Annotated in this window: 19 protein-coding genes; 12 read left to right on the forward strand and 7 right to left on the reverse strand. The window is 73.2% G+C overall.

The genetic code is table 11. The features are described from left to right. Positions 1-31 precede the first annotated feature (31 nt). Entirely contained in the window at positions 32-1,036 is a 1,005-nt protein-coding gene (locus ACZ6CV_RS32450; RefSeq protein WP_469254821.1) for a sugar ABC transporter substrate-binding protein, read from the reverse strand. Positions 1,037-1,157: 121 nt separating this feature from the next. Continuing rightward, positions 1,158-1,949 carry a GntR family transcriptional regulator gene (locus ACZ6CV_RS32455; protein WP_362365411.1) on the reverse strand — a complete coding sequence of 264 codons (792 nt, stop codon included), beginning with the start codon at positions 1,947-1,949 and terminating at the stop codon, positions 1,158-1,160. 100 nt (positions 1,950-2,049) lie between these two features. On the opposite strand from ACZ6CV_RS32455, the gene ACZ6CV_RS32460 reads away from it, so the two are divergent. Beyond that, positions 2,050-3,066, forward strand: coding sequence for a Gfo/Idh/MocA family protein (locus ACZ6CV_RS32460; protein ID WP_469254822.1), 1,017 nt, complete (start codon positions 2,050-2,052; stop codon positions 3,064-3,066). A gap of 41 nt (positions 3,067-3,107) precedes the next feature. Here the strand turns inward: ACZ6CV_RS32460 and ACZ6CV_RS32465 are convergent, their stop codons facing one another. After that, positions 3,108-3,548: a PaaI family thioesterase gene (locus tag ACZ6CV_RS32465; protein WP_469255000.1), complete on the reverse strand. Its 441-nt coding sequence runs from the start codon at positions 3,546-3,548 to the stop codon at positions 3,108-3,110. Between the two features lie 147 nt (positions 3,549-3,695). Next, entirely contained in the window at positions 3,696-4,145 is a 450-nt protein-coding gene (locus ACZ6CV_RS32470; protein WP_469254823.1) for a hypothetical protein, read from the reverse strand. 126 nt (positions 4,146-4,271) lie between these two features. Here ACZ6CV_RS32470 and ACZ6CV_RS32475 point away from each other — a divergent pair, with 126 nt between their 5' ends. Together ACZ6CV_RS32475 and ACZ6CV_RS32480 are read left to right on the forward strand one after the other, a co-directional pair. Continuing rightward, positions 4,272-5,195, forward strand: a complete 924-nt coding sequence (locus ACZ6CV_RS32475) for an alpha/beta fold hydrolase (protein ID WP_469254824.1) — start codon at positions 4,272-4,274, stop codon at positions 5,193-5,195. A 146-nt stretch (positions 5,196-5,341) separates the two neighbouring features. Further along, positions 5,342-6,004 carry a TetR/AcrR family transcriptional regulator gene (locus ACZ6CV_RS32480; protein ID WP_358773650.1) on the forward strand — a complete coding sequence of 221 codons (663 nt, stop codon included), beginning with the start codon at positions 5,342-5,344 and terminating at the stop codon, positions 6,002-6,004. Positions 6,005-6,123: 119 nt separating this feature from the next. Here the strand turns inward: ACZ6CV_RS32480 and fabI are convergent, their stop codons facing one another. Both fabI and ACZ6CV_RS32490 read right to left on the reverse strand, forming a co-directional pair. Beyond that, positions 6,124-6,903, reverse strand: coding sequence for an enoyl-ACP reductase FabI (fabI, locus tag ACZ6CV_RS32485; RefSeq protein WP_469254825.1), 780 nt, complete (start codon positions 6,901-6,903; stop codon positions 6,124-6,126). Beyond that, entirely contained in the window at positions 6,900-7,757 is an 858-nt protein-coding gene (locus ACZ6CV_RS32490; RefSeq protein WP_469254826.1) for an alpha/beta fold hydrolase, read from the reverse strand. Before ACZ6CV_RS32490 ends, fabI begins: the two co-directional genes overlap by 4 nt. A gap of 156 nt (positions 7,758-7,913) precedes the next feature. Between ACZ6CV_RS32490 and ACZ6CV_RS32495 the strand changes: the two genes are divergently transcribed. From ACZ6CV_RS32495 to ACZ6CV_RS32535, 9 genes are all read left to right on the forward strand, one after another. After that, positions 7,914-8,096, forward strand: coding sequence for a hypothetical protein (locus ACZ6CV_RS32495; RefSeq protein WP_469254827.1), 183 nt, complete (start codon positions 7,914-7,916; stop codon positions 8,094-8,096). Next, the gene (locus ACZ6CV_RS32500; protein ID WP_469254828.1) at positions 8,089-9,057 is read left to right on the forward strand and encodes a patatin-like phospholipase family protein; all 969 of its coding nucleotides are present in this window, start codon (positions 8,089-8,091) and stop codon (positions 9,055-9,057) included. Before ACZ6CV_RS32495 ends, ACZ6CV_RS32500 begins: the two co-directional genes overlap by 8 nt. Then, entirely contained in the window at positions 9,054-9,404 is a 351-nt protein-coding gene (locus ACZ6CV_RS32505) for a 4Fe-4S dicluster domain-containing protein (protein ID WP_469254829.1), read from the forward strand. The genes ACZ6CV_RS32500 and ACZ6CV_RS32505 overlap by 4 nt, the downstream gene beginning before the upstream one ends. After that, positions 9,388-11,148 carry a fatty acyl-AMP ligase gene (locus ACZ6CV_RS32510; protein WP_469254831.1) on the forward strand — a complete coding sequence of 587 codons (1,761 nt, stop codon included), beginning with the start codon at positions 9,388-9,390 and terminating at the stop codon, positions 11,146-11,148. Before ACZ6CV_RS32505 ends, ACZ6CV_RS32510 begins: the two co-directional genes overlap by 17 nt. Beyond that, entirely contained in the window at positions 11,145-11,411 is a 267-nt protein-coding gene (locus tag ACZ6CV_RS32515; protein ID WP_469254833.1) for a MoaD/ThiS family protein, read from the forward strand. The genes ACZ6CV_RS32510 and ACZ6CV_RS32515 overlap by 4 nt, the downstream gene beginning before the upstream one ends. 3 nt (positions 11,412-11,414) lie before the next feature. Next, positions 11,415-12,242, forward strand: a complete 828-nt coding sequence (locus tag ACZ6CV_RS32520; protein ID WP_469254835.1) for an acyl-CoA thioesterase — start codon at positions 11,415-11,417, stop codon at positions 12,240-12,242. 50 nt (positions 12,243-12,292) lie between these two features. Then, positions 12,293-14,029 carry an acyl-CoA dehydrogenase family protein gene (locus ACZ6CV_RS32525; RefSeq protein WP_469254836.1) on the forward strand — a complete coding sequence of 579 codons (1,737 nt, stop codon included), beginning with the start codon at positions 12,293-12,295 and terminating at the stop codon, positions 14,027-14,029. Between the two features lie 153 nt (positions 14,030-14,182). Then, on the forward strand, positions 14,183-14,407 hold the full coding sequence (locus tag ACZ6CV_RS32530; protein WP_469255001.1) for an acyl carrier protein: 225 nt from the start codon (positions 14,183-14,185) through the stop codon (positions 14,405-14,407). A 220-nt stretch (positions 14,408-14,627) separates the two neighbouring features. Then, the gene (locus ACZ6CV_RS32535; protein ID WP_469255002.1) at positions 14,628-16,895 is read left to right on the forward strand and encodes an acyl-CoA dehydrogenase family protein; all 2,268 of its coding nucleotides are present in this window, start codon (positions 14,628-14,630) and stop codon (positions 16,893-16,895) included. Between the two features lie 81 nt (positions 16,896-16,976). Here ACZ6CV_RS32535 and ACZ6CV_RS32540 read toward each other — a convergent pair whose 3' ends face one another. Further along, positions 16,977-17,402, reverse strand: coding sequence for a nuclear transport factor 2 family protein (locus tag ACZ6CV_RS32540; protein ID WP_469254838.1), 426 nt, complete (start codon positions 17,400-17,402; stop codon positions 16,977-16,979). Position 17,403: the final 1 nt, after the last annotated feature.

Raw genomic sequence — 17,403 nt, forward strand, 5'->3', positions numbered from 1 at the left:
CAAGTATCGACCACGCGGATCACGCATGTGTTCATCGGGTACCGCGAGCGGTGTACTTCTCCAGCTTCGGCACGTCCTTCCCGGTGACGATCGCGGGCCCGGTGAGGACGGGCTTGCCGCCGCCGAGCACGTTGGCGTTGGTCCGGTACAGCCACAGCTCGTCGACCGAGAGGTACCCCTGCAGGTAGGGCTGCTGGTCGACGGCGAAGCCGACCTCCTTGGCCTTCAGCCGCCTCACCACCTCGGCGTTCAGGTCGAACGTGTCGACCTCGGCCTTGCTGCCCGCCTCGTCCTTGGCCTTCACCGAGTACGCGGCGATCGGCGCGCCGAGCGTGACGACGGCGTCGATGTCCTTGGTGGCCTGGAGCTTCGCGCTGATGGAGGACTGCGCGCCGGGCGCGTTGGTGCCCTCGACGTTCAGGTTCTCGACCGATCCGTCGAAGGTCTTCTTGACGCCCGCGCAGCGCTGTTCGAGGGAGACGTTGCCCTGTTCGTGGATCACGCAGAGGGCCTTCTTCTTGCCGCGCGTGTTCAGCTCCTCGCCGACCGCCTCGCCGGCCACGGACTCGTCCTGGCCGATGTGGCTGAGCGCGCCGAAGCGCGGGGAGAACTCCCCGCCGGAGTTGATCGTGACGACCGGGATCCCGGCGCTCTTCGCCTTGGCGAGGACGGCCCGCATCGCCTCGGGCTTGGCCAGGGTCACCACGAGCCCGTCGACCTTCTTGTCGACGAAGGACTGGACGAGTTCGGCCTGCCCCTTGGCCTCTTTGTCGTTGGCGTACAGGAAGTCGACGTTGTCCTTGCGGGCGGCCTGCTTGGCGCCGCTGCGGACGATGTCCCAGAAGGTGTCGCCCTCGCCGGAGTGCGTGACCATCGCGATCTTGAGGCGAGGCGTGTTCACGCCCTTGCCGCCCCCGCCCCCACCGTCTCCGGACCCGTCCTCGTCGTCCTTGCCGCCGGAGCTGCTGCAGCCGGCGGCGAGCGCGATCACCGCCAGACAGGCCGTGACGCCCCTCGCCGTACGGGATGTGCGCATGGTGGACCACCCCTTTGCCTTCCGGCCGCCTCGGTGCGGCTGGAGGAGTTCTAGCGGGGGGCGCCCGGGAGCGTCAATGGCTTTGTCAGAACATTCTGACGGCTGGCGCGGCGCCGGGTCGCTACGGCCGTACGAGGAGCTGGAACTCGAAGGAGTAGCGCGCGGCCCGGTAGACGTGCGAGCCGAACTCCACCGCCCGGCCCGTGTCGTCGAAGGTGGTGCGCCGCATCGTGAGCAGCGGGGCGCCGACGGGCTCGGCGAGCAGCTCGCCCTCCTCGGCGGTGGCGGCGCGGGCCCCGACGGACTGGCGCGCGCTGTGCAGGGTGTGGCCCGCGGCGCGCATCAGGCGGTAGAGGCCGGTGGCCTCCAGGCGCGCGGTGTCGAGGTCGACGAGCCCGGTCGGCAGGTGGTTGCGGAGCCGGGCCACGGGTTCGCCGTGGGCGAGTCGGAGCCGCTCCACGCGGTGCACCTCGTCGCCCTCGCCGATCCCGAGCGCCGCCGCGACCTCGGCGGAGGCGGGTTCGAGGGTGTTGTGCAGGACGCGGGTCTCGGGCCGCTGGCCCGCGGCCTCCAGGTCGTCGAAGAGGCTGCTGAGCTCCAGCGGGCGCTTCACCTGGCTGTGCACGACCTGGGTGCCGACGCCCCGGCGCCGCACCAGGAGCCCCTTGTCCACGAGGGACTGGATGGCCTGGCGGACGGTGGGCCGGGAGAGACCGAGCCGCCCGGCGAGCTCGATCTCGTTGCCCAGGAGGCTGCCCGGCGTCAGGGCGCCGCGCTCGATCGCCGCCTCCAGCTGCTGGGCGAGCTGGAAGTAGAGCGGGACGGGGCTGCTGCGGTCGACGCCGAGCCGGAGGTCCACCGTGGGGTCCCGGACCGGCTTGTCCTGAGCTGCTTTGGCGACTGGTTTGGACACGGGGCGAGCGTAGCCCCAGGAGAGGATGACGGGAAGTTCTTAAGTTCTGTTGTCCGGACAAAGGATTGACAGGAGGGTACGGCGTCGCGAGGGTGGAGCCATGCGCATCGGACTGATCGGAACGGGCCGCATCGGCACCTTTCACTCGACGGCCCTCGTCCGCAACGCGGAGGTGTCGTCCCTGGTGATCGCCGACGTGGACGCCGCCAGAGCGGCGGACCTCGCGGCGCGGACCGGCGCGACGGCCGTGTCCTCGGTGGACGAGGTCTTCGCGGCCGGGGTGGACGCCGTGGTGATCACGGCGGCGACGTCGGCGCACGCCGCGCTCATCGCGCGGGCCGCGCGGGCCGGGCTCCCGGTGTTCTGCGAGAAGCCCATCGCCCTCGACCTGCCGGGCACGCTGGCCGCCCTGGCCGAGGTCGAGGCCGCGGGGACGGTGCTGCAACTCGGCTTCCAGCGGCGCTTCGACGCGGGGTACACGGCGGCGCGCGAGGCGGTGCGGGCGGGCCGGCTCGGCCGGCTGCACACGGTACGGGCGGTCACCTCGGACCCGGCGCCGCCGCCGGCCGCGTACCTCCCGCTCTCCGGCGGCCTCTACCGCGACTGTCTGGTCCACGACTTCGACATCCTGCGCTGGGTCACCGGCCGCGAGGTCACGGAGGTGTACGCGACCGGCTCCGACCTCGGCCCCGTGATGTTCCGCGAGGCCGACGACGTCGACACGGCGGCCGCGGTCCTCACCCTGGACGACGGCACCCTCGCCACGGCGACCGCGACCCGCTGCAACGGCGCGGGCTACGACGTCCGGATGGAACTGGCCGGGGAACTGGACCAGTTGGGGGTCGGCACGGACGAGCGCACGCCGCTCACCTCGGCGGAGCCGACGGGCCCGGCCGCACCGGTCAAGCCCTGGCCCGGCTTCCTGGAGCGCTTCGCCCCGGCGTACGAGGCGGAGCTCGCGGCCTTCGTCGACGTCGTCCGCGGCGAGCGCACGAACCCCTGCGACGGGCGCGAGGCGCTGCACGCGCTGCGGATCGCGGAGGCGTGCGAACTCTCGCGCCGTGAGCGGCGGTTGGTGCGCATGACCGAGATCCCGGAGTCCCCGGCGGAGGAATAGGAGTTGGAGCAGGAGGAAGAGTCGGAGGAGGAGCAGGCCGCTCAGGCCGTGGAGAGCACCGTGCCCTGGGCGATCGCGCAGAGCGTCTCGGTCCCCTCGGCCGCCACGCCGTACAGCTCGCAGCGCACCGTCGCCTGGCGGCGCCCCGTGTGCACGACCACGGCGCGGGCGACGAGCCGGACGCCGGTGGCGGGGCGTACGTACTGGATGGAGAAGCCCGAGGTCAGCACGGCGGGGCCGAGGGTGGTGCCGGCCGCGAAGGTGATGCCGTTGTCGGCAGCGTAGGCGAGCACGCCCCCGTGCACGAACCCGTTCTGCTGCTGGAGTTCGGGCCGGACGTCGATCTCCAGCGTGGCCGCGCCCTCGCCGAAGCGGGTGATGCGGGCCTGCACGAGGCGGCTGAACGGCTGGGCGTCCAGGACCTTGCGGGCCATGGCCAGGTCGACGGGGTCGCCCACGGGGTCGACGGGCGAATCGCCCATCTGGAGCTGGTCAAGGGGCGGTTGGCCCGTCGGCGGCTCGGCTGCGGAGACCTGGTCCGCGGAGTGCTCGGTCATGACCGCCTGCGGGCGGGGCGAGGTCGAACGTCCATGGACCCACCGTACGCGGCCCGTTCCCGTCGCCGGGCGTCATTGCGCCGAGGGGTCGCGCGGCCACGGTGAACGCCCGGAGAGGAAGGACCGGACCGTCTCCCGCGTCGCCGTCGCGTCGAAGTCCGGGGCGCGCCACAGGGCCGAGCGCATCGCGCCCCGGTCGCGGTACGCGCGCATGATGCGCAGGTGGTCGGGGCGGGCCACGAAGCCCTTCAGGTCCTTCTCGTCCCGCCAGACCGAGACCGACCCCGAGCGGGGGCGGCGCGGGTCCGGGTCCACCCACAGCCAGAGCCCGACGGCGCCGGTGACCTCGCCCCAGGATCTGCGCAGGGTGATGCCGGTGAGGTTGACGCCCACCGCGGTCCAGGGCCGGTGCGGGGCGAACTCGGTGACGCTGACGAGCGCCGCACCCGTGACGTCCTCTTCGCGGGCGGCCTCCGCCGCGGGTCCCGGCGTCCATGGCGTGAACCAGATGGTGGACGGCATCGCGTTCCCCTCGTGAGCGCCGGAGCCCGTGGACCCGTGGACCCGTGGCCGAATTCCGAATTAACAGCACGGACGGTCGTGCTAATATACCACGTTCCTGTTGCCGCCGACCGAGGAGTACTGGACATGGGTCCCACAGAGACCGTCGTGAGTACGACCATCAATGCCGTCTCCCGCGTCTCGGGGCGGCTCGCCGGCGCCGGCGCCTACGCGCTGTTCCACATGCCGCTGGCCCGGAGCGCGATGCGGTCCAGCGAGCGCGAGTTGTTCGCGTCGGCGCACCGCGGGAGCATCCGCGTCAACGGCAAGTCCGCGGTGACCTACCGGTGGGGCACCGGCGAGCGCCCCGTGCTCCTGGTCCACGGCTGGCAGTCGCGCGGCTCGCGCTTCAGCGACTTCGTCCCCGGCCTGCTCGCCCTGGGCCACAGCGTCATCACCTTCGACGCCCCCGGCCACGGCGACGCCACGGGCCGCAGCACCACCATCCTGGAGTACCAGGCGATCCTCGCCGAACTGCACGACCAGTACGGCACGTTCGACGCCCTCGTCGCGCACTCCCTGGGCGCGCTCGGCTCCTTCCACGCGCTCACCAAGGGGGTGCGGGCGGAGCGGATCGTCGCCATCAGCGGGGTCTGCGACTTCGCGTACCTGGTCGACGCGTTCTGCTCGGAACTGAGGCTCCGGCCGTCCCTGAAGGGCGAGTTGACGGCCCGGATCGGCAAGAACCTCTTCCCCGGCGTGCCCGCCGACCGCATGCCCTTCTCCGTCTCGTACGCCGCCGAGGCGGTCACGGCGCCGGTCCTCGTGGTGCACGACGAGGACGACGGCCGGATCGGCCTGGACCAGGGCCGCGGGATCGCGGCCACCTTCGGCGACCGGGCGCGGATGATCACTACGCGAGGGCTCGGGCACCGCAGGATCCTCGGCGACCCCGACGTGGTGCGCGCCGTCCTGGAGTTCGTCGAGCACGGGACCACCGCCACCGCCACCACGAGCGCCGCCGCCGACCGTACGGAGACGCTGCCCGACGCGGTTCCCGTAACGGACTGAGCGTCGCCCTGAGTCAGCCTCGGAGCACGCACGGTCGTGCCATCACCACCCACCCACGCTGACCGCACGATCGTCCACTTACTCGGTACACTGGTCACCTATCGGGCACCGCGAGCACCCGGCCCAGGAGACAGGTAGGCACCACCATGGCAGCGACACACATCGACGGACGGGTCGCCCGCGGGAATCAGACCCGTCAGCTGGTCCTCAAGCGCGCCATGCAGGTCGCCTCGGTCGAAGGCCTCGAAGGCCTCTCCCTCGGCAGGCTCGCGGGCGAGCTGAAGCTCAGCAAGAGCGGTGTGTTCGCGCTGTTCGGCTCCAAGGAGGACCTGCAGCTGGCCACGGTGCGCGCGGCGATCAAGGTCTATCTGGAGCACGTGGTCCAGCCGGCCCGCGAACTCCCGCCGGGGATCACCCGGCTGTGGCGCGTGTGCACCAGCTGGCTCACGTACTCGCGCGAGCGCGTCTTCCCCGGCGGCTGCTTCTTCTACTCGACGTCGGCGGAGTACGACGCCCGTCCGGGCAAGGTGCACGACACCCTGGCGGCGGCCCGTACCAACTGGTCCACGTATCTGGAGCAGACCATCTGGGAGGCGCAGCAGACGGAGGAGATCGAGGAGGGTGTCGACGTCCCCCAACTCGCCTTCGAACTGGTCGCCTTCCTGGAGATGGCCAACGCCGAGTCCGTGCTGCACGACGAGTTCAGCTGCTACGACAAGGCGGCCACCGCCATCCTGAACCGGCTGCGCGGCGTGGCCACCGACCCGTCCCTGCTGCCCGAGGACATCGCGGAGCCGGCGGACGGCTAGGGCACGGGCCCCGTCGGGACGGACATGGGGGGGGCGCCGTGCGAAGGTCCGCCCGGGGGTGACGGGCCCTCGCACGGCGCGTTCTCGGGCGGGGCCGGGGCCCCGCGACCGCCGCGGGGTCAGGCCCCGATGGCGTGCACTCCGCCGTCGACGTGCACGATCTCGCCCGTGGTGCGCGGGAACCAGTCCGAGAGCAGCGCGACCACCGCGCGGGCCGCGGGCTCGGGGTCGGACAGGTCCCAGCCGATGGGCGCGCGCGTGCGCCACACCTCGCGGAACGTCTCGAAGCCGGGGATGGACTTGGCCGCCATCGTCTTGATCGGTCCCGCCGCGACGAGATTGCAGCGGATGCCGCGCGGCCCCAGGTCCCGCGCGACATAGCGCGAGGTGGACTCCAGCGCGGCCTTGGCCACGCCCATCCAGTCGTACGCGGGCCAGGCGGTCCGCGCGTCGAAGTCCAGGCCCACCACGGCACCACCCCGCTCCTCCATCAGCGGCAGGCAGGCCATGGCCAGTGCCTTGAGGGAGTACGCGGAGACCTCGACGGCGGTCGCCACGGAGTCCCAGCCGGTCTCCAGGAAGTTGCCGCCGAGCGCATCCTGCGGGGCGAAGGCGATGGAGTGCACCACGCCGTCCAGGCGCGCGTCCCCGCCGACGCTCTCCCTGACGCGGTCCGCGAGGCTGTCGAGGTGGCCCTTGTCCTGCACGTCGAGCTCGACCAGGGGCGCGGGGCGCGGCAGCCGCTTGGCGATGCGCTCGACCAGGCTCAGCCTGCCGTACCCGGTCAGGACCACCTCGGCGCCCTGCTCCTGGGCGATCTTTGCCGCGTGGAACGCGATCGAGGACTCCATGAGCACCCCGGTCACGAGCACGCGCTTGCCCGCGAGTATGCCGCTCATCCGGCCACCACCTCGGTCTTCCTGCCGGGCTCCAGGGCGCCGGCCGTGACGAACTCCGTTATTTCCGCGACCACTTGGGGTGCACCGAGGATGCGCAGGTGCCCGAACCGCCGCGTGGTGACCAGGCGCGCCCCGAAGAACTCGGCCATGCGTGCCCCCTGGCCGGCGTCGACCGCGCGATCGTCCTCGTCATGGACGACGAGGAGCGGCACGTGCAGCCCCGCGGTGCCGTGGAAGACGGAGAAGCGCGTCCACATGTCCCGCTCGCCCGGGTACACCTCACGCTCGATGCGGCCCCGCAGTTCCTGGTCGGCCGACTCGGACAGCCGCGCCGCACGGGAGAAGCTGTCGACCAGGTAGCCGAAGTCGGGGACCGGGCTGATCGCGACGACCCGGCCGGCGCGCACTCCGTGCTGCAGCGCCACGTAGGTCGCGATCACCCCGAAGGAGTGCCCGATGATCGCCTCGAAGTCGCCGTGCGCGCGGTGGAGTTCGACGATGATGTCGCGGTACTCCAGCAGGGTCGTGCCGTCCCCGGTGGCCTCGCCGTGCCCCGGCGCGTCGAAGGCGACCGGGCTGTAGCCGAGTTCGACGAGCCGGGCGACGGTCTTGGCGTAGCGCGAGGCGCGCGATTCCCAGCCGTGCACCAGGAGCACCGGCCGCTCGCCGTCGCCCCATCGGTAGACGACGGCGACCTTGCCGTCGACGGCCAGCTCCGAGATCCGTGCGCTCTCGATGACCGCCCGCTCGTCGGGCCGGGCCCTGCTGCGGCCCTGAGGGCGACGGAAGAGGTCGAACATCGCCTCGCCCCGGTCCCCCGGGGCAGCGTGTGCGGCTGCTGTAGCGGGATTCATCCCACGCCCTCCAGATGATCAGGAATGCCGGGATGTTAGCACGACCGTTCGCTCATATTGATTGCCGAGCGGGGAGAAGTAGCCTCGTACGAGAAAAGTGAACGGACGGTCGTGCTAACGTTCGGCCCGTCAGCTCTCCCCTGCTTGGAGGACGCCATGACGCTCCCGCACCACGTGACGCAGCGCTCCGCCGACGCGGACGCGACGGCAGGCAGCCGCCCGGGGCCGAACCAGTCGTTCAAGGACGACCTGGACCGCCTGATCGACTCGACTCTCCTGTCCGGCTGCGCCGAGTTCGCCGACCTCACCGACCAGCCAGGGAAGGGCCGAAATGACTGACGCAAGCGCCACGGAGCGCATAGGCATCGCCGTCGCGTCGGGGATGCTCAAGGGGGTCTACGGCCACGGCGTGCTGGCCGCGTTCGAGGAACGCGGGCTGCGCGGCGACGTCTACGGCACCGCCTCGTCCTCCGCCCTCTCCGGCGGGCTCGCAGCGGTCGGCCGGGCCCGGCGCACCGGCGTGGACTACTGGCTCAAGGCCGCCGCGGCTGCCACGGAGAAGGGCATGAGCACGGTCGTCCTGGACAGCATCGAGGAGTACGGCCCCATCCTGCGCGAGGGCCTCTTCCGGGCGGACGCGCCGGAGTTCCTGCTGGCCACCGGTAAGGTCACGAATCCCGCCGCCGCGGAGGTCACCCAGGGGCCCGGCGCGAAGGCGCTGGGCAGGGACCTGCTGCGCAACGTCTTCACCGGGGACCGGAGTTGGGTCGAGGAGAACCTCGCCACCGTCGTCTTCTCCTCGCGCGCCGAGCCCGGTGGCGCCGAGCCGCGGCTGACGCCGGAGAACTACGACGCCGTCTCCTACGCCTCGACGCGCATGCTGCACGCCTGGGCCGTCCCCGCGGAGATCGACGGAGAGGCGTACGTCGACGCCTCGTACACCTGCTCCTGTCCGGCGCGCGAGGTCGCCGCCAAGGGGGTGGACGTGGTCATCGCGATCGGCTGCGACCCCTTCCCCCTCTTCCGCGACCTCTACGCGTCCGAGGAGATCGTCGACGGTTCCGTCGTCGGGCAGGCCCGGGTCCTGGTGATCAAGCCGGCGGACGACCTCAAGAACCTCGGCGTCGACTACGCGTCGGCGACGGCGGACGGACTCGTCAAGGCCTACGAGCTCGGACTCGACGCGGGACACCGCTTCGTGGACGCCCACGGCGAACTGCTCCCGCCGGACGCCCCGGCAACGACCGCCGCCGGCACCGGAGTTCAGGGCGGCAGCGGAGTTCAGGAGGCGGGCGCGTGACACACGTGGTCACCGAGCAGTGCGTCCACTGCAAGTTCGCGGAGTGCATCACCTACTGTCCCGTCGCCTGCTTCCGCGAGGCCGGCACCTTCCTGGTGATCGACCCCGCGGAGTGCATCGACTGCGGCAACTGCGTCGAGGCCTGCCCGGCCGACGCGATCTACCCGGAGGACGAGCTGCCGCCCGAACTCGCGCCCGCGCTCGAATGGAACGCCCGGCTCGCCTCCGACCTCCCCCTGGCCACCACGCGCGTCGAGCCGCTGCCCGACGGCGAGCAGTGGCGGGACAGACCCGGCAAGTGGGGCACCCTCCCCCTGGAGCAGGCGCCCCGTGTCGGCTGTTCCTGATCCCGGTGGCTTCGAGGAATTCGGCTTCGCGCGTCTCCTGCACGAGCGGGCTCGGCAGGCACCCGACGTCGTCGCCCACCGGTTCGTGCACGAGGACGAGTCCGCCGAGGAGCTCACCCACGCCGCGCTCGACGCCCGCGCACGCGCCGTCGCGGCGGGGATCCTGGCGGCCACCGACGGGCGTCCGGAACCGGTGCTGCTCCTGTTCGCGCCGGGGCCCGACTACCTCGCCGCCCTGTTCGGCTGCTTCTACGCGGGCGTACCCGCGGTGCCCGCCTTCCCGCCGGACCCGGCCCGGCTCGCGCGCACCCTGCCCCGGCTCGCCGCCATCATCGAGGACGCCGGGGCGAGCACCGTCCTGACCACGTCGGACATCGCGCCGCTCATGGCGGACTGGCTCACCACCACTCTCGGCGGCCGGGCCCCGCGCCTGCTCGCCACCGACACGCTCGACCCGACGGGCCCGGGGGTGGCGCCGCTCGCGCCCCGGCCCGGCGTGCCCGCGCTGCTGCAGTACACCTCCGGTTCGACGGCGCTGCCGCGGGGCGTCCTGCTCGACCAGGCCAGACTGCGGGCCAACTGCGCGGAGATCGCCCGCGGTTTCGGGATCCACCCCGGCAGCTCCGGCGGGCTGTGGCTGCCGCCCTACCACGACATGGGCCTGGTCGGCGGCATCCTCACCCCGCTCGCCACCGGCATCCCGGTGACCCTCATGTCACCGGTGACGTTCCTGCGCCGCCCCTTGTCCTGGCTGCGGATGGTCTCCCGGTACCGCGCGACGATCATCGGCGCGCCGAACTTCGCGTACGACCTCTGTGTGCGCCGTGCGACGGACGCGGAGGTCGACGGGCTCGACCTGTCCGGGGTCGAACTCGCCTTCACCGGCGCGGAGCCCGTGCGGGCCGAGACGATGGAGCGGTTCGCGGCGCGCTTCGGGCCCGCCGGTTTCCGGGCCGCCTCGTTCCTGCCGTGTTACGGGCTGGCCGAGGCGACGCTGTACGTGACGGGCGGCAAACCACTCGGCGGCTGGCAGACGCTCTCGGTGGACCGCGAGGCACTGGAGACGCACGGCACGGCACGGCCCGCGCAGCCGGGGCAGCCGACGAGATCGCTGGTGAGCTGCGGCAGGCCGGGGCCCGGCACCCGGCTCCTGATCGCCGATCCGGCCACCCGCGAGCCCCTCGCGGACGGGACGGTCGGCGAGATCTGGGTCGACTCGCCGAGCGTCACCGACGGGTACTGGCGGCGTCCGGACGAGACCGCCGAGACGTTCGGCGCGCGGACCACGGCCGGCGAAGGCCCGTATCTGCGCACCGGCGATCTCGGCTTCGTCCTGGACGACGAACTCTTCGTCGCCGGGCGGCTCAAGGACCTCGTCGTCATCAACGGCCGCAATCTTTATCCGGTCGACGTCGAGCGGGTCTGCGAGGCCGCGGTCCCCGGCATCCGGCGCAACTGCGGCGCGGTGTTCGGGGTCGAGGACGCGGCGGGCGGTGCCGAGCGGCTCGTCGTGGTGTACGAGGCGGACGTCGCTGACGAAGAGTCGTACGCCGAGACCATCGACGGCATCCGCAGGGCCGTGTCGAGGGAGCTGAACATCAGGCCGGGCGCCGTCGTCCTGGTGCGGCCGCGGACCGTCCCCAAGACCTCCAGCGGAAAGGTCCAGCGCTGGCTGGCCCGCCGGCACTACCTCGCCGGCGAACTGGCGCAACTCGCAAGCACCGACGAAAGGGCCCGGCGATGATCGTCAAGGTCAGGGGCGTCCTGCTCCGCTTCACCGACTACGAGAACGAGATCGAGGTCGACGGCGCCACCGTGCGCGCCGGCCTCACCGGGCTGACCGAGCGCTACCCGCGGCTGAGCGAGGTGCTGCTCGACCGGGACGGGACCGTACGCCCGACCCACCTCATCGCCCTCAACGGCGAACGGCTCACCCAGGGCGAGCTGGACCGCGAGGCGGCCGAGGACGACCGGGTGGACATCGTCACCGCGATCTCCGGGGGCTAGCCGATGCCCCGTACCTCGACCTACGAGACCGTGCTCGACGCGGGCCAGTTCACGCCCACGCAGCTGGGCACCACCGCCGTCGGCAGGCTCGCCTTCCAGGCCGGCGCGCGCTGGCTGCGCGACCACGTGTGCAGCCACCGCGCCCTGGTGGCCGAGCATCGGGTCGGCTTCGTGCTGTGGTCCTGGCAGTTGGAGTACGCCTCGCCCTTCGGCTTCCTCGACGCCGACGCGGCGCTCGTGGACGTACGGGCACGGCTGCGCGGCCCCGCCTCCTCGCAGCTGGAGGTGGAGATGACGCTGCGTGGCCCCGCCGGTGTCGCGGTACGCACGCGGGGTGCCTCGGTGCCGCTGCGGCTCGGCGGCGACCAGGCGCTCTCCGGAACGCCCGCGCCGCTGCCCGGCGCGCTCGTCGCCGCCTTCGAGGACGACGAGTTCGAGCGCTCGCCGCACCGCTCCGCCGTCCGCGCGCTGCGCGCCCGGTTCGAGCGGGACGGGGAGCGGCTCGCCACCGGCACCACGTCGTACCGGGTACACCGCCACCACTGCGAGGTGGCCGACCAGTGGTACTGGGCCGAGACGCTCGGGTTCGCCGCGGGCGCCCGGGAGGAACTCGTGCTCCGGCACGGCCGTTCGGCGCCCGAGCTGCGCCGCGCACTGGCCGACGGGATCCGCAAGGTGGATGTGACCTGGTTGCGCTCGGGTCAGCTGTGGGACCTCCTGGAGATCCGCAGCACGGCGTACCGGCACGGCGGCGAGCTCGCCTTCGTCCACGAGATCGGGCTCGCCGAGGACGACGGCGGGCCCTGCGCCCTCGTGGTGGAGCGCATATGACCGCCGTCGGGGCCGGGGAAGAGACACGGCGCGCCGCGGGGTCCCCTCCCGTGGCTGCGGAGTCCTTTCCCGTCGCCGCGGAGTCCCCGTCCGTCGCCGGGGCCACGCCGTCCGCCTTCGAGGACGCGGCGCGCCTGGAGGCGGCGCTCGGCTGCCCGTTCGACCCCGGGAGTGGCATGTCGCTGGCCGGGGGCCTGCGCGCGGACGAACACGAGAGCGAGCCCACCGCCGCCTACGAGGCGGCCTGGGCGGCCGGTCTCCACCGGCACCTGGTGCCCGTCTCCGAGGGCGGCGCTCTCGCCTCGTTCGAGGCGTTCGCGGCGGTCGCGCGCGTGGTGTCCCGCCACGATCTGGCGGTCTCCGTGGGGTTCGGTTCGACGCTGCTCGCCGCGACACCGGTCTGGGTCTGGGGTACGGAGGAACAGCGGCGCCGCGTCGCCGACCTGGTGCTCGGGCGGGCCTGGGGAACGGCGGGCATCAGCGAGGAGGCGGCGGGCAGCGACCTGCTCGCCACCGCGACCCGCGCCGTCCCCGACGCCGGGGGGCATGCGCTGGACGGCACGAAGTGGCTGGTGGGCAACGGCAGCAGGTCCGCCTTCGCCACCGTGCTCGCCGCCTGCGACCCGTCGTACGGCCTGTTCCTGCTCGACTTCGAGGCCATCGGCGGCCACGGCGTGCGACGGCTGCCGAAGGTCCGCACGCACGGGCTGCGCGGGCACGACCTGAGCGGCTTCGAGTTGGACGGGTGCCGGGTCGGCGCCGACGCCGTGCTCGGGCGGCCGGGGCGCGGCATCGAGATGGTCTCGGGGATGCTGCAGTTCACCCGGACCCTGGTCGGCGCGAGCAGTCTCGGCGCGGCCGACACGGCCCTGCGCGTGGCGCTGCGGCACGCCCGCGACCGCGTCCTGTACGGGCAGCCCGCGCTCGCCCTGCCTCCGGTGCGTTCGCTGCTCGCCCGGGCCTTCACCGATCTGCTCATCGCCGAGTGCACGGAGCTGGCGGCCGCGCGCGGGCTGGATGTGGCGCGCCGCCGGATGGCGCTGTGGTCCGCGGTGGCGAAGTACGCGGTGCCGCGGCTGTGCGTGGACGCCGTGCACGCCTGCGGCGAAGTGCTCTCCGCGCGGGCCCATCTGCGCGAGGGCGTCGCGGGCGGCGCGTTCCAGAAGCTGCTGCGCGACGTGTCCGTCACGCCGGTCTTCGAGGGCACCGAACTCGTCCAACTCGACACGGTGCGCGCCCAGTTGACCGCCGCAGCACGACGTCCGCGCGGGTCCGCGCAGGTGCCGCTCCCGCTGCTCTTCGGGTTCGGCGATCCCGCGCCGTCCCCGGCCCCGCGCGAGCTGCGGCCCGCACTGGCCTTCGGCGGCGCCGACGAGGTCGTCGACTCCCTCGACGAGGCCGTGCACGAACTGGCCGACGACGCCGAACTCGGGTTCATGGCCCGTACGTTGCTGGCGGTCCGCGACGAGAACCGGGCGGCGTTCCGGGCTCTCGGCACCCGGCGCACGACCGACGCGTACGAGGCGGCCCGCACGCACTGTCTGGTGCACGCGGCCGCCTGTGTCCTGCACACCTGGCGCCTGCGCGGCGGGAGTCTCGGCGGGCTCGCCGCGGAGCGGCACTGGGTCTCGCTCGCTCTGCGCCGTGTCCTCGCCCGGCTCGGCCGCCCGGTCGCGCCCGACCCCGAGGCCGAGGATCTGCTGGTGCGCCATCTCGTCCAACTGGACGACGGGGACCGGGCGTTCTCGCTCGTACCGCTGCGGATCGCACCGCAGTACCGCGACTGAATTGCGACTGCACCGCGGCTGATCCGCGACTGCACCGCGGCTGACCCATGGCCGGCCGCCGGCCGGCGTCGGAACGAATCCTGGGAGTACGCCATCACCACGATCGACCATACGCACGTCCACGCCGAGTCCGCGGGGGCCTGGCTCCCGGCGCTGATCGGGGAGTTGCTCGGCATCGACGACGAACTGGCCGTCGACCGGCCGCTCGGCGAACTCGGCATCGACTCGCTCACCGCGGCCCAGCTCTCCGTGGAGGTCGAGGAGCGCACCGGCGCCGTCATCGCCCTCGACCGGTTCCTCGGCGACGAGTCCCTCGACGACCTGGTGCGCGCACTGGGCGCCGCCGCGGGCCCCGACGCTTCCGGCGGGGCGGCGTGACGCGCCGGGCCCACGCGGTGGACGTGATGAACCGCGGGGACCGCGCGCACGCCACGCTCGACGACGAGGTGGAGCGGGTCAGGCTGGAGGCGCGGCACCGGTTCGGGGGCTTCGTCCTGGACCGCGTCAACCCGGGCTCGTACTTCCTCAACCACCGGCGTGAACCCCTCGACCGGCGCCTGTTCGAGGAGGCGGGCGCCTCGGTCTGCTGCGCTTCTCGCTGCCGGTCGGGGCGGGCGGCGACGGCAGGGACAAGCTCGCCTGGGGCGTGGTGGTCGAGGAGGTGGCCCGGCTCTCGCGCGATCCCGGGTTCGCCGTGCTGCTCGACATCACCGTCGAGATCACCGAGTTGATCCTCTCCAGCGGCAGGCCGGAACTGATCGAGGCCTACGTCCCCGACCTGCTGGCCGGGCGGCGCTTCGGGGTGCAGGGCGCCTACGAGAACCGGGATCCGTACGACTACCGGTCCACCGCGCGTCTCGACGGCGACACATGGGTGCTGAACGGCGCCAAACGGTTCCTCGCCGGTGCCCGGTTCGCCGATCTGTTCATCCTGTTCCTGCGCGACGAGGCGTCCAACGACATGCTCGCCTTCGCCGTCGAGAAGGACGACCCGGGGGTGAGCGCCCTGCACATGGACACCATGGGCCTGCACACGATGGGTCTCGGCCAGGTCGTCCTGCACGACGTGCGGCTGCCCGCGTGGCGTCTGGTGTGGCGGGCCGACGCGCTCAGCGAGCTCAACACGTACGCCCGCATCCGCCGCACGATGAGCGCCTGCGGCGTGCTCGGCGCACTGGACGGGGTCGTCGACGCGTGCGTGGAGTCGCTCGCCTCGCGCAGGCGCGGCGGCCGTCCCGTGCTCGACCACAGCAACGTGGAACGGACGGTCGGCGAGATGCGCATGCTGCTGCAGAGCGCACGCGCGACCGTCCACCGCGCCCTCGACGGCACCCGCTCGCCCGGACGCGACCCGCACTTCGACGAGTTCGCGACCGTCGCCAAACACCGGACCGCGGAGTGCGCGCTGCGGGTGGGCCGGCTCGTGATGGGCCTGCAAGGCGGCGAGGCGTACATGTCCGCGTTCCCCTGGGAACGGTTCATGCGCGACGTCCTCGGGCTGGTCTCCGGGCAGGGTTCCCAGGAGACCCTCCTCATCCAGCTCGGGCAGCGCGCGATCGTCGACCTGGAGGGCAGGCGGGCCCGCGAGGACGCCGCCGAGCGTTCCGTCGCCCGGTGCGCCGACGCCTGGTGGGCGCTGCACGCGGTCGAACAGTGGTACGCGGCCGACACGTCGGGGGCCGGCACGTCGGGGATCGGGGCCTCGGGGATCGGCGCGTCGGGACAGGGAGCGCTCGCCGACGCGGTGCGCGAGGGGGTCGCCGCCGCGGGGCTCGGCGAGGACGTCGCGCCCGACCGGCTCGGCGCGCTGACCGCGCTGCTCGACCGCGCCCACACCCTCCTTGCCGCCGTGCGGTCCGGGCAGCGGCCCGACGCGCTGCCGGCGGGCCCCGCGGGCCTGTTCGAGGGGCGGCTCGCCGAGGTGGCGGAGCGGGCCTGGGCCCTGGTGGCGTGCACGGTGGCGTACGAGACGGGGCTCCTGAACCGCCTCGTACGGCCCGCGACGACCGAGGAGGCGGCCGAGGGCCTCCCGGAACACCTGACCGAAGACCTGACCGAAGCCCTGACCGAGGGGCTTCTGCGGGTCCTCGGCGACGCGTCGCTGACGCGCAGGGACGACGCGGGACGCCATGTCGTCGACCCCGGTCTGCGGCGGGTCCTCGTCGGCGGGCCGCGCGCCGCGGCGTTCGCGGCGCGGCTGCGGCGCACGGCCGTCGCGGGCGCCCGGCTGCGCGCCGGGACCCTGGATCCGGTGCGCACGATGGTGCCGGGCTGCGGCGGGGAGGCACCGGTACTCGTCGACGCGCTCGTCGACACGCTGCTCGGACGGCTCGAAGGGCTGCCCTGGACGCTGGACGCCCCCGGCGCGCGGGTGGGCTGCGCGGCCGGCGACGGGGGCCGCACCGCCGCGCATCTCGCCCGGCACATCCCGTTCGTGCCGGTGCTCGCGCTGGAGCCGGAACAGGTGGCGGTGGAGGTCGACTCACCGGCCCGGGGCGGTGCCCTCGCGCGGGTCGACGTACGGGCCGGGGAGGCCGGGGAGCGTGCGCGCTTCGCGGCGGACGACGGGCTCGCCCTGGCCTGGCTGCCCGCGGGCGGCCGTACGGCCGAAGGACTGCGACGGGAGGTGGCCGACGCCGCGCGGGCGCTCCTGCCGGGCGGCTGGCTCGTCGTGCCGTGCCCGCTCCCGCCCGGACGCCGGCTGGGGGCGGCTGCCGCGCGGCTCGAACTCGCCGTCCTGGGCGGCGCGTTGGCGCCCGAGATCGACGTCGAGGAGTCGCTGCGGGCCGCCGGGTTCGGTCAGGTCCGCGCGGAGTGGGCGGACGTGACGCTCGGGCTGCGCCTCGTCGTGGGACGCCGACCGTAGGCCGTACGCAGGTCGTACGCAGGTCGTACGTGAAGTGGGGCGGGACGAACCCCGCCTCATCCCGCCCCGCCCCGCCCCCTCTCAGCCCCGGCCGAAGAGCGTGCGGGCGAAGTACTGCGTGTCGAAGTACTCCCGCATGCTCGTGATCCGGCCGTCCTCCACCGTGAACTGGGCGGTGATGTCCAGGGCGTACGGCGCGCCGTCCCGGGTCGTGGCCCGGGTGACGCACTCGACCGACACCTCGCCGCCCTCGGCGATGACGTGGCGGACGTCGACCGTGTACTCCGCCGTCGGATCGAAGCGCTCCCCCATGGGCAGCAGGAACTTCTCGGCGATCTCCGCGAGCCCCTTCCAGGTGCCCGCCACCGGGTGGTCGCCCGGTATGCGGAAGACGGCGTCGGCGGCGATCAGCCGTGGCAGAGCCGCGGCGTCACGCTCGCGCAGGGCCGTGAGGTAGTCGCGTACGACGTCCTTGGCCCGGGCGGCGGCGGAATCGGGGTGGTGCATG

Source organism: Streptomyces sp. NPDC041713 (assembly GCF_055591085.1).

Coding starts and splice junctions, on each gene's coding strand:
- ACZ6CV_RS32450 (WP_469254821.1), bottom strand. CDS start 1,036: ATGCGCACATCCCGTACGGCGAGGGGCGTCACGGCCTGTCTGGCGGTG.
- ACZ6CV_RS32460 (WP_469254822.1), top strand. CDS start 2,050: ATGCGCATCGGACTGATCGGAACGGGCCGCATCGGCACCTTTCACTCG.
- ACZ6CV_RS32465 (WP_469255000.1), bottom strand. CDS start 3,548: ATGGGCGATTCGCCCGTCGACCCCGTGGGCGACCCCGTCGACCTGGCC.
- ACZ6CV_RS32470 (WP_469254823.1), bottom strand. CDS start 4,145: ATGCCGTCCACCATCTGGTTCACGCCATGGACGCCGGGACCCGCGGCG.
- ACZ6CV_RS32475 (WP_469254824.1), top strand. CDS start 4,272: ATGGGTCCCACAGAGACCGTCGTGAGTACGACCATCAATGCCGTCTCC.
- ACZ6CV_RS32480 (WP_358773650.1), top strand. CDS start 5,342: ATGGCAGCGACACACATCGACGGACGGGTCGCCCGCGGGAATCAGACC.
- fabI (WP_469254825.1), bottom strand. CDS start 6,903: ATGAGCGGCATACTCGCGGGCAAGCGCGTGCTCGTGACCGGGGTGCTC.
- ACZ6CV_RS32490 (WP_469254826.1), bottom strand. CDS start 7,757: ATGAATCCCGCTACAGCAGCCGCACACGCTGCCCCGGGGGACCGGGGC.
- ACZ6CV_RS32495 (WP_469254827.1), top strand. CDS start 7,914: ATGACGCTCCCGCACCACGTGACGCAGCGCTCCGCCGACGCGGACGCG.
- ACZ6CV_RS32500 (WP_469254828.1), top strand. CDS start 8,089: ATGACTGACGCAAGCGCCACGGAGCGCATAGGCATCGCCGTCGCGTCG.
- ACZ6CV_RS32515 (WP_469254833.1), top strand. CDS start 11,145: ATGATCGTCAAGGTCAGGGGCGTCCTGCTCCGCTTCACCGACTACGAG.
- ACZ6CV_RS32520 (WP_469254835.1), top strand. CDS start 11,415: ATGCCCCGTACCTCGACCTACGAGACCGTGCTCGACGCGGGCCAGTTC.
- ACZ6CV_RS32540 (WP_469254838.1), bottom strand. CDS start 17,402: ATGCACCACCCCGATTCCGCCGCCGCCCGGGCCAAGGACGTCGTACGC.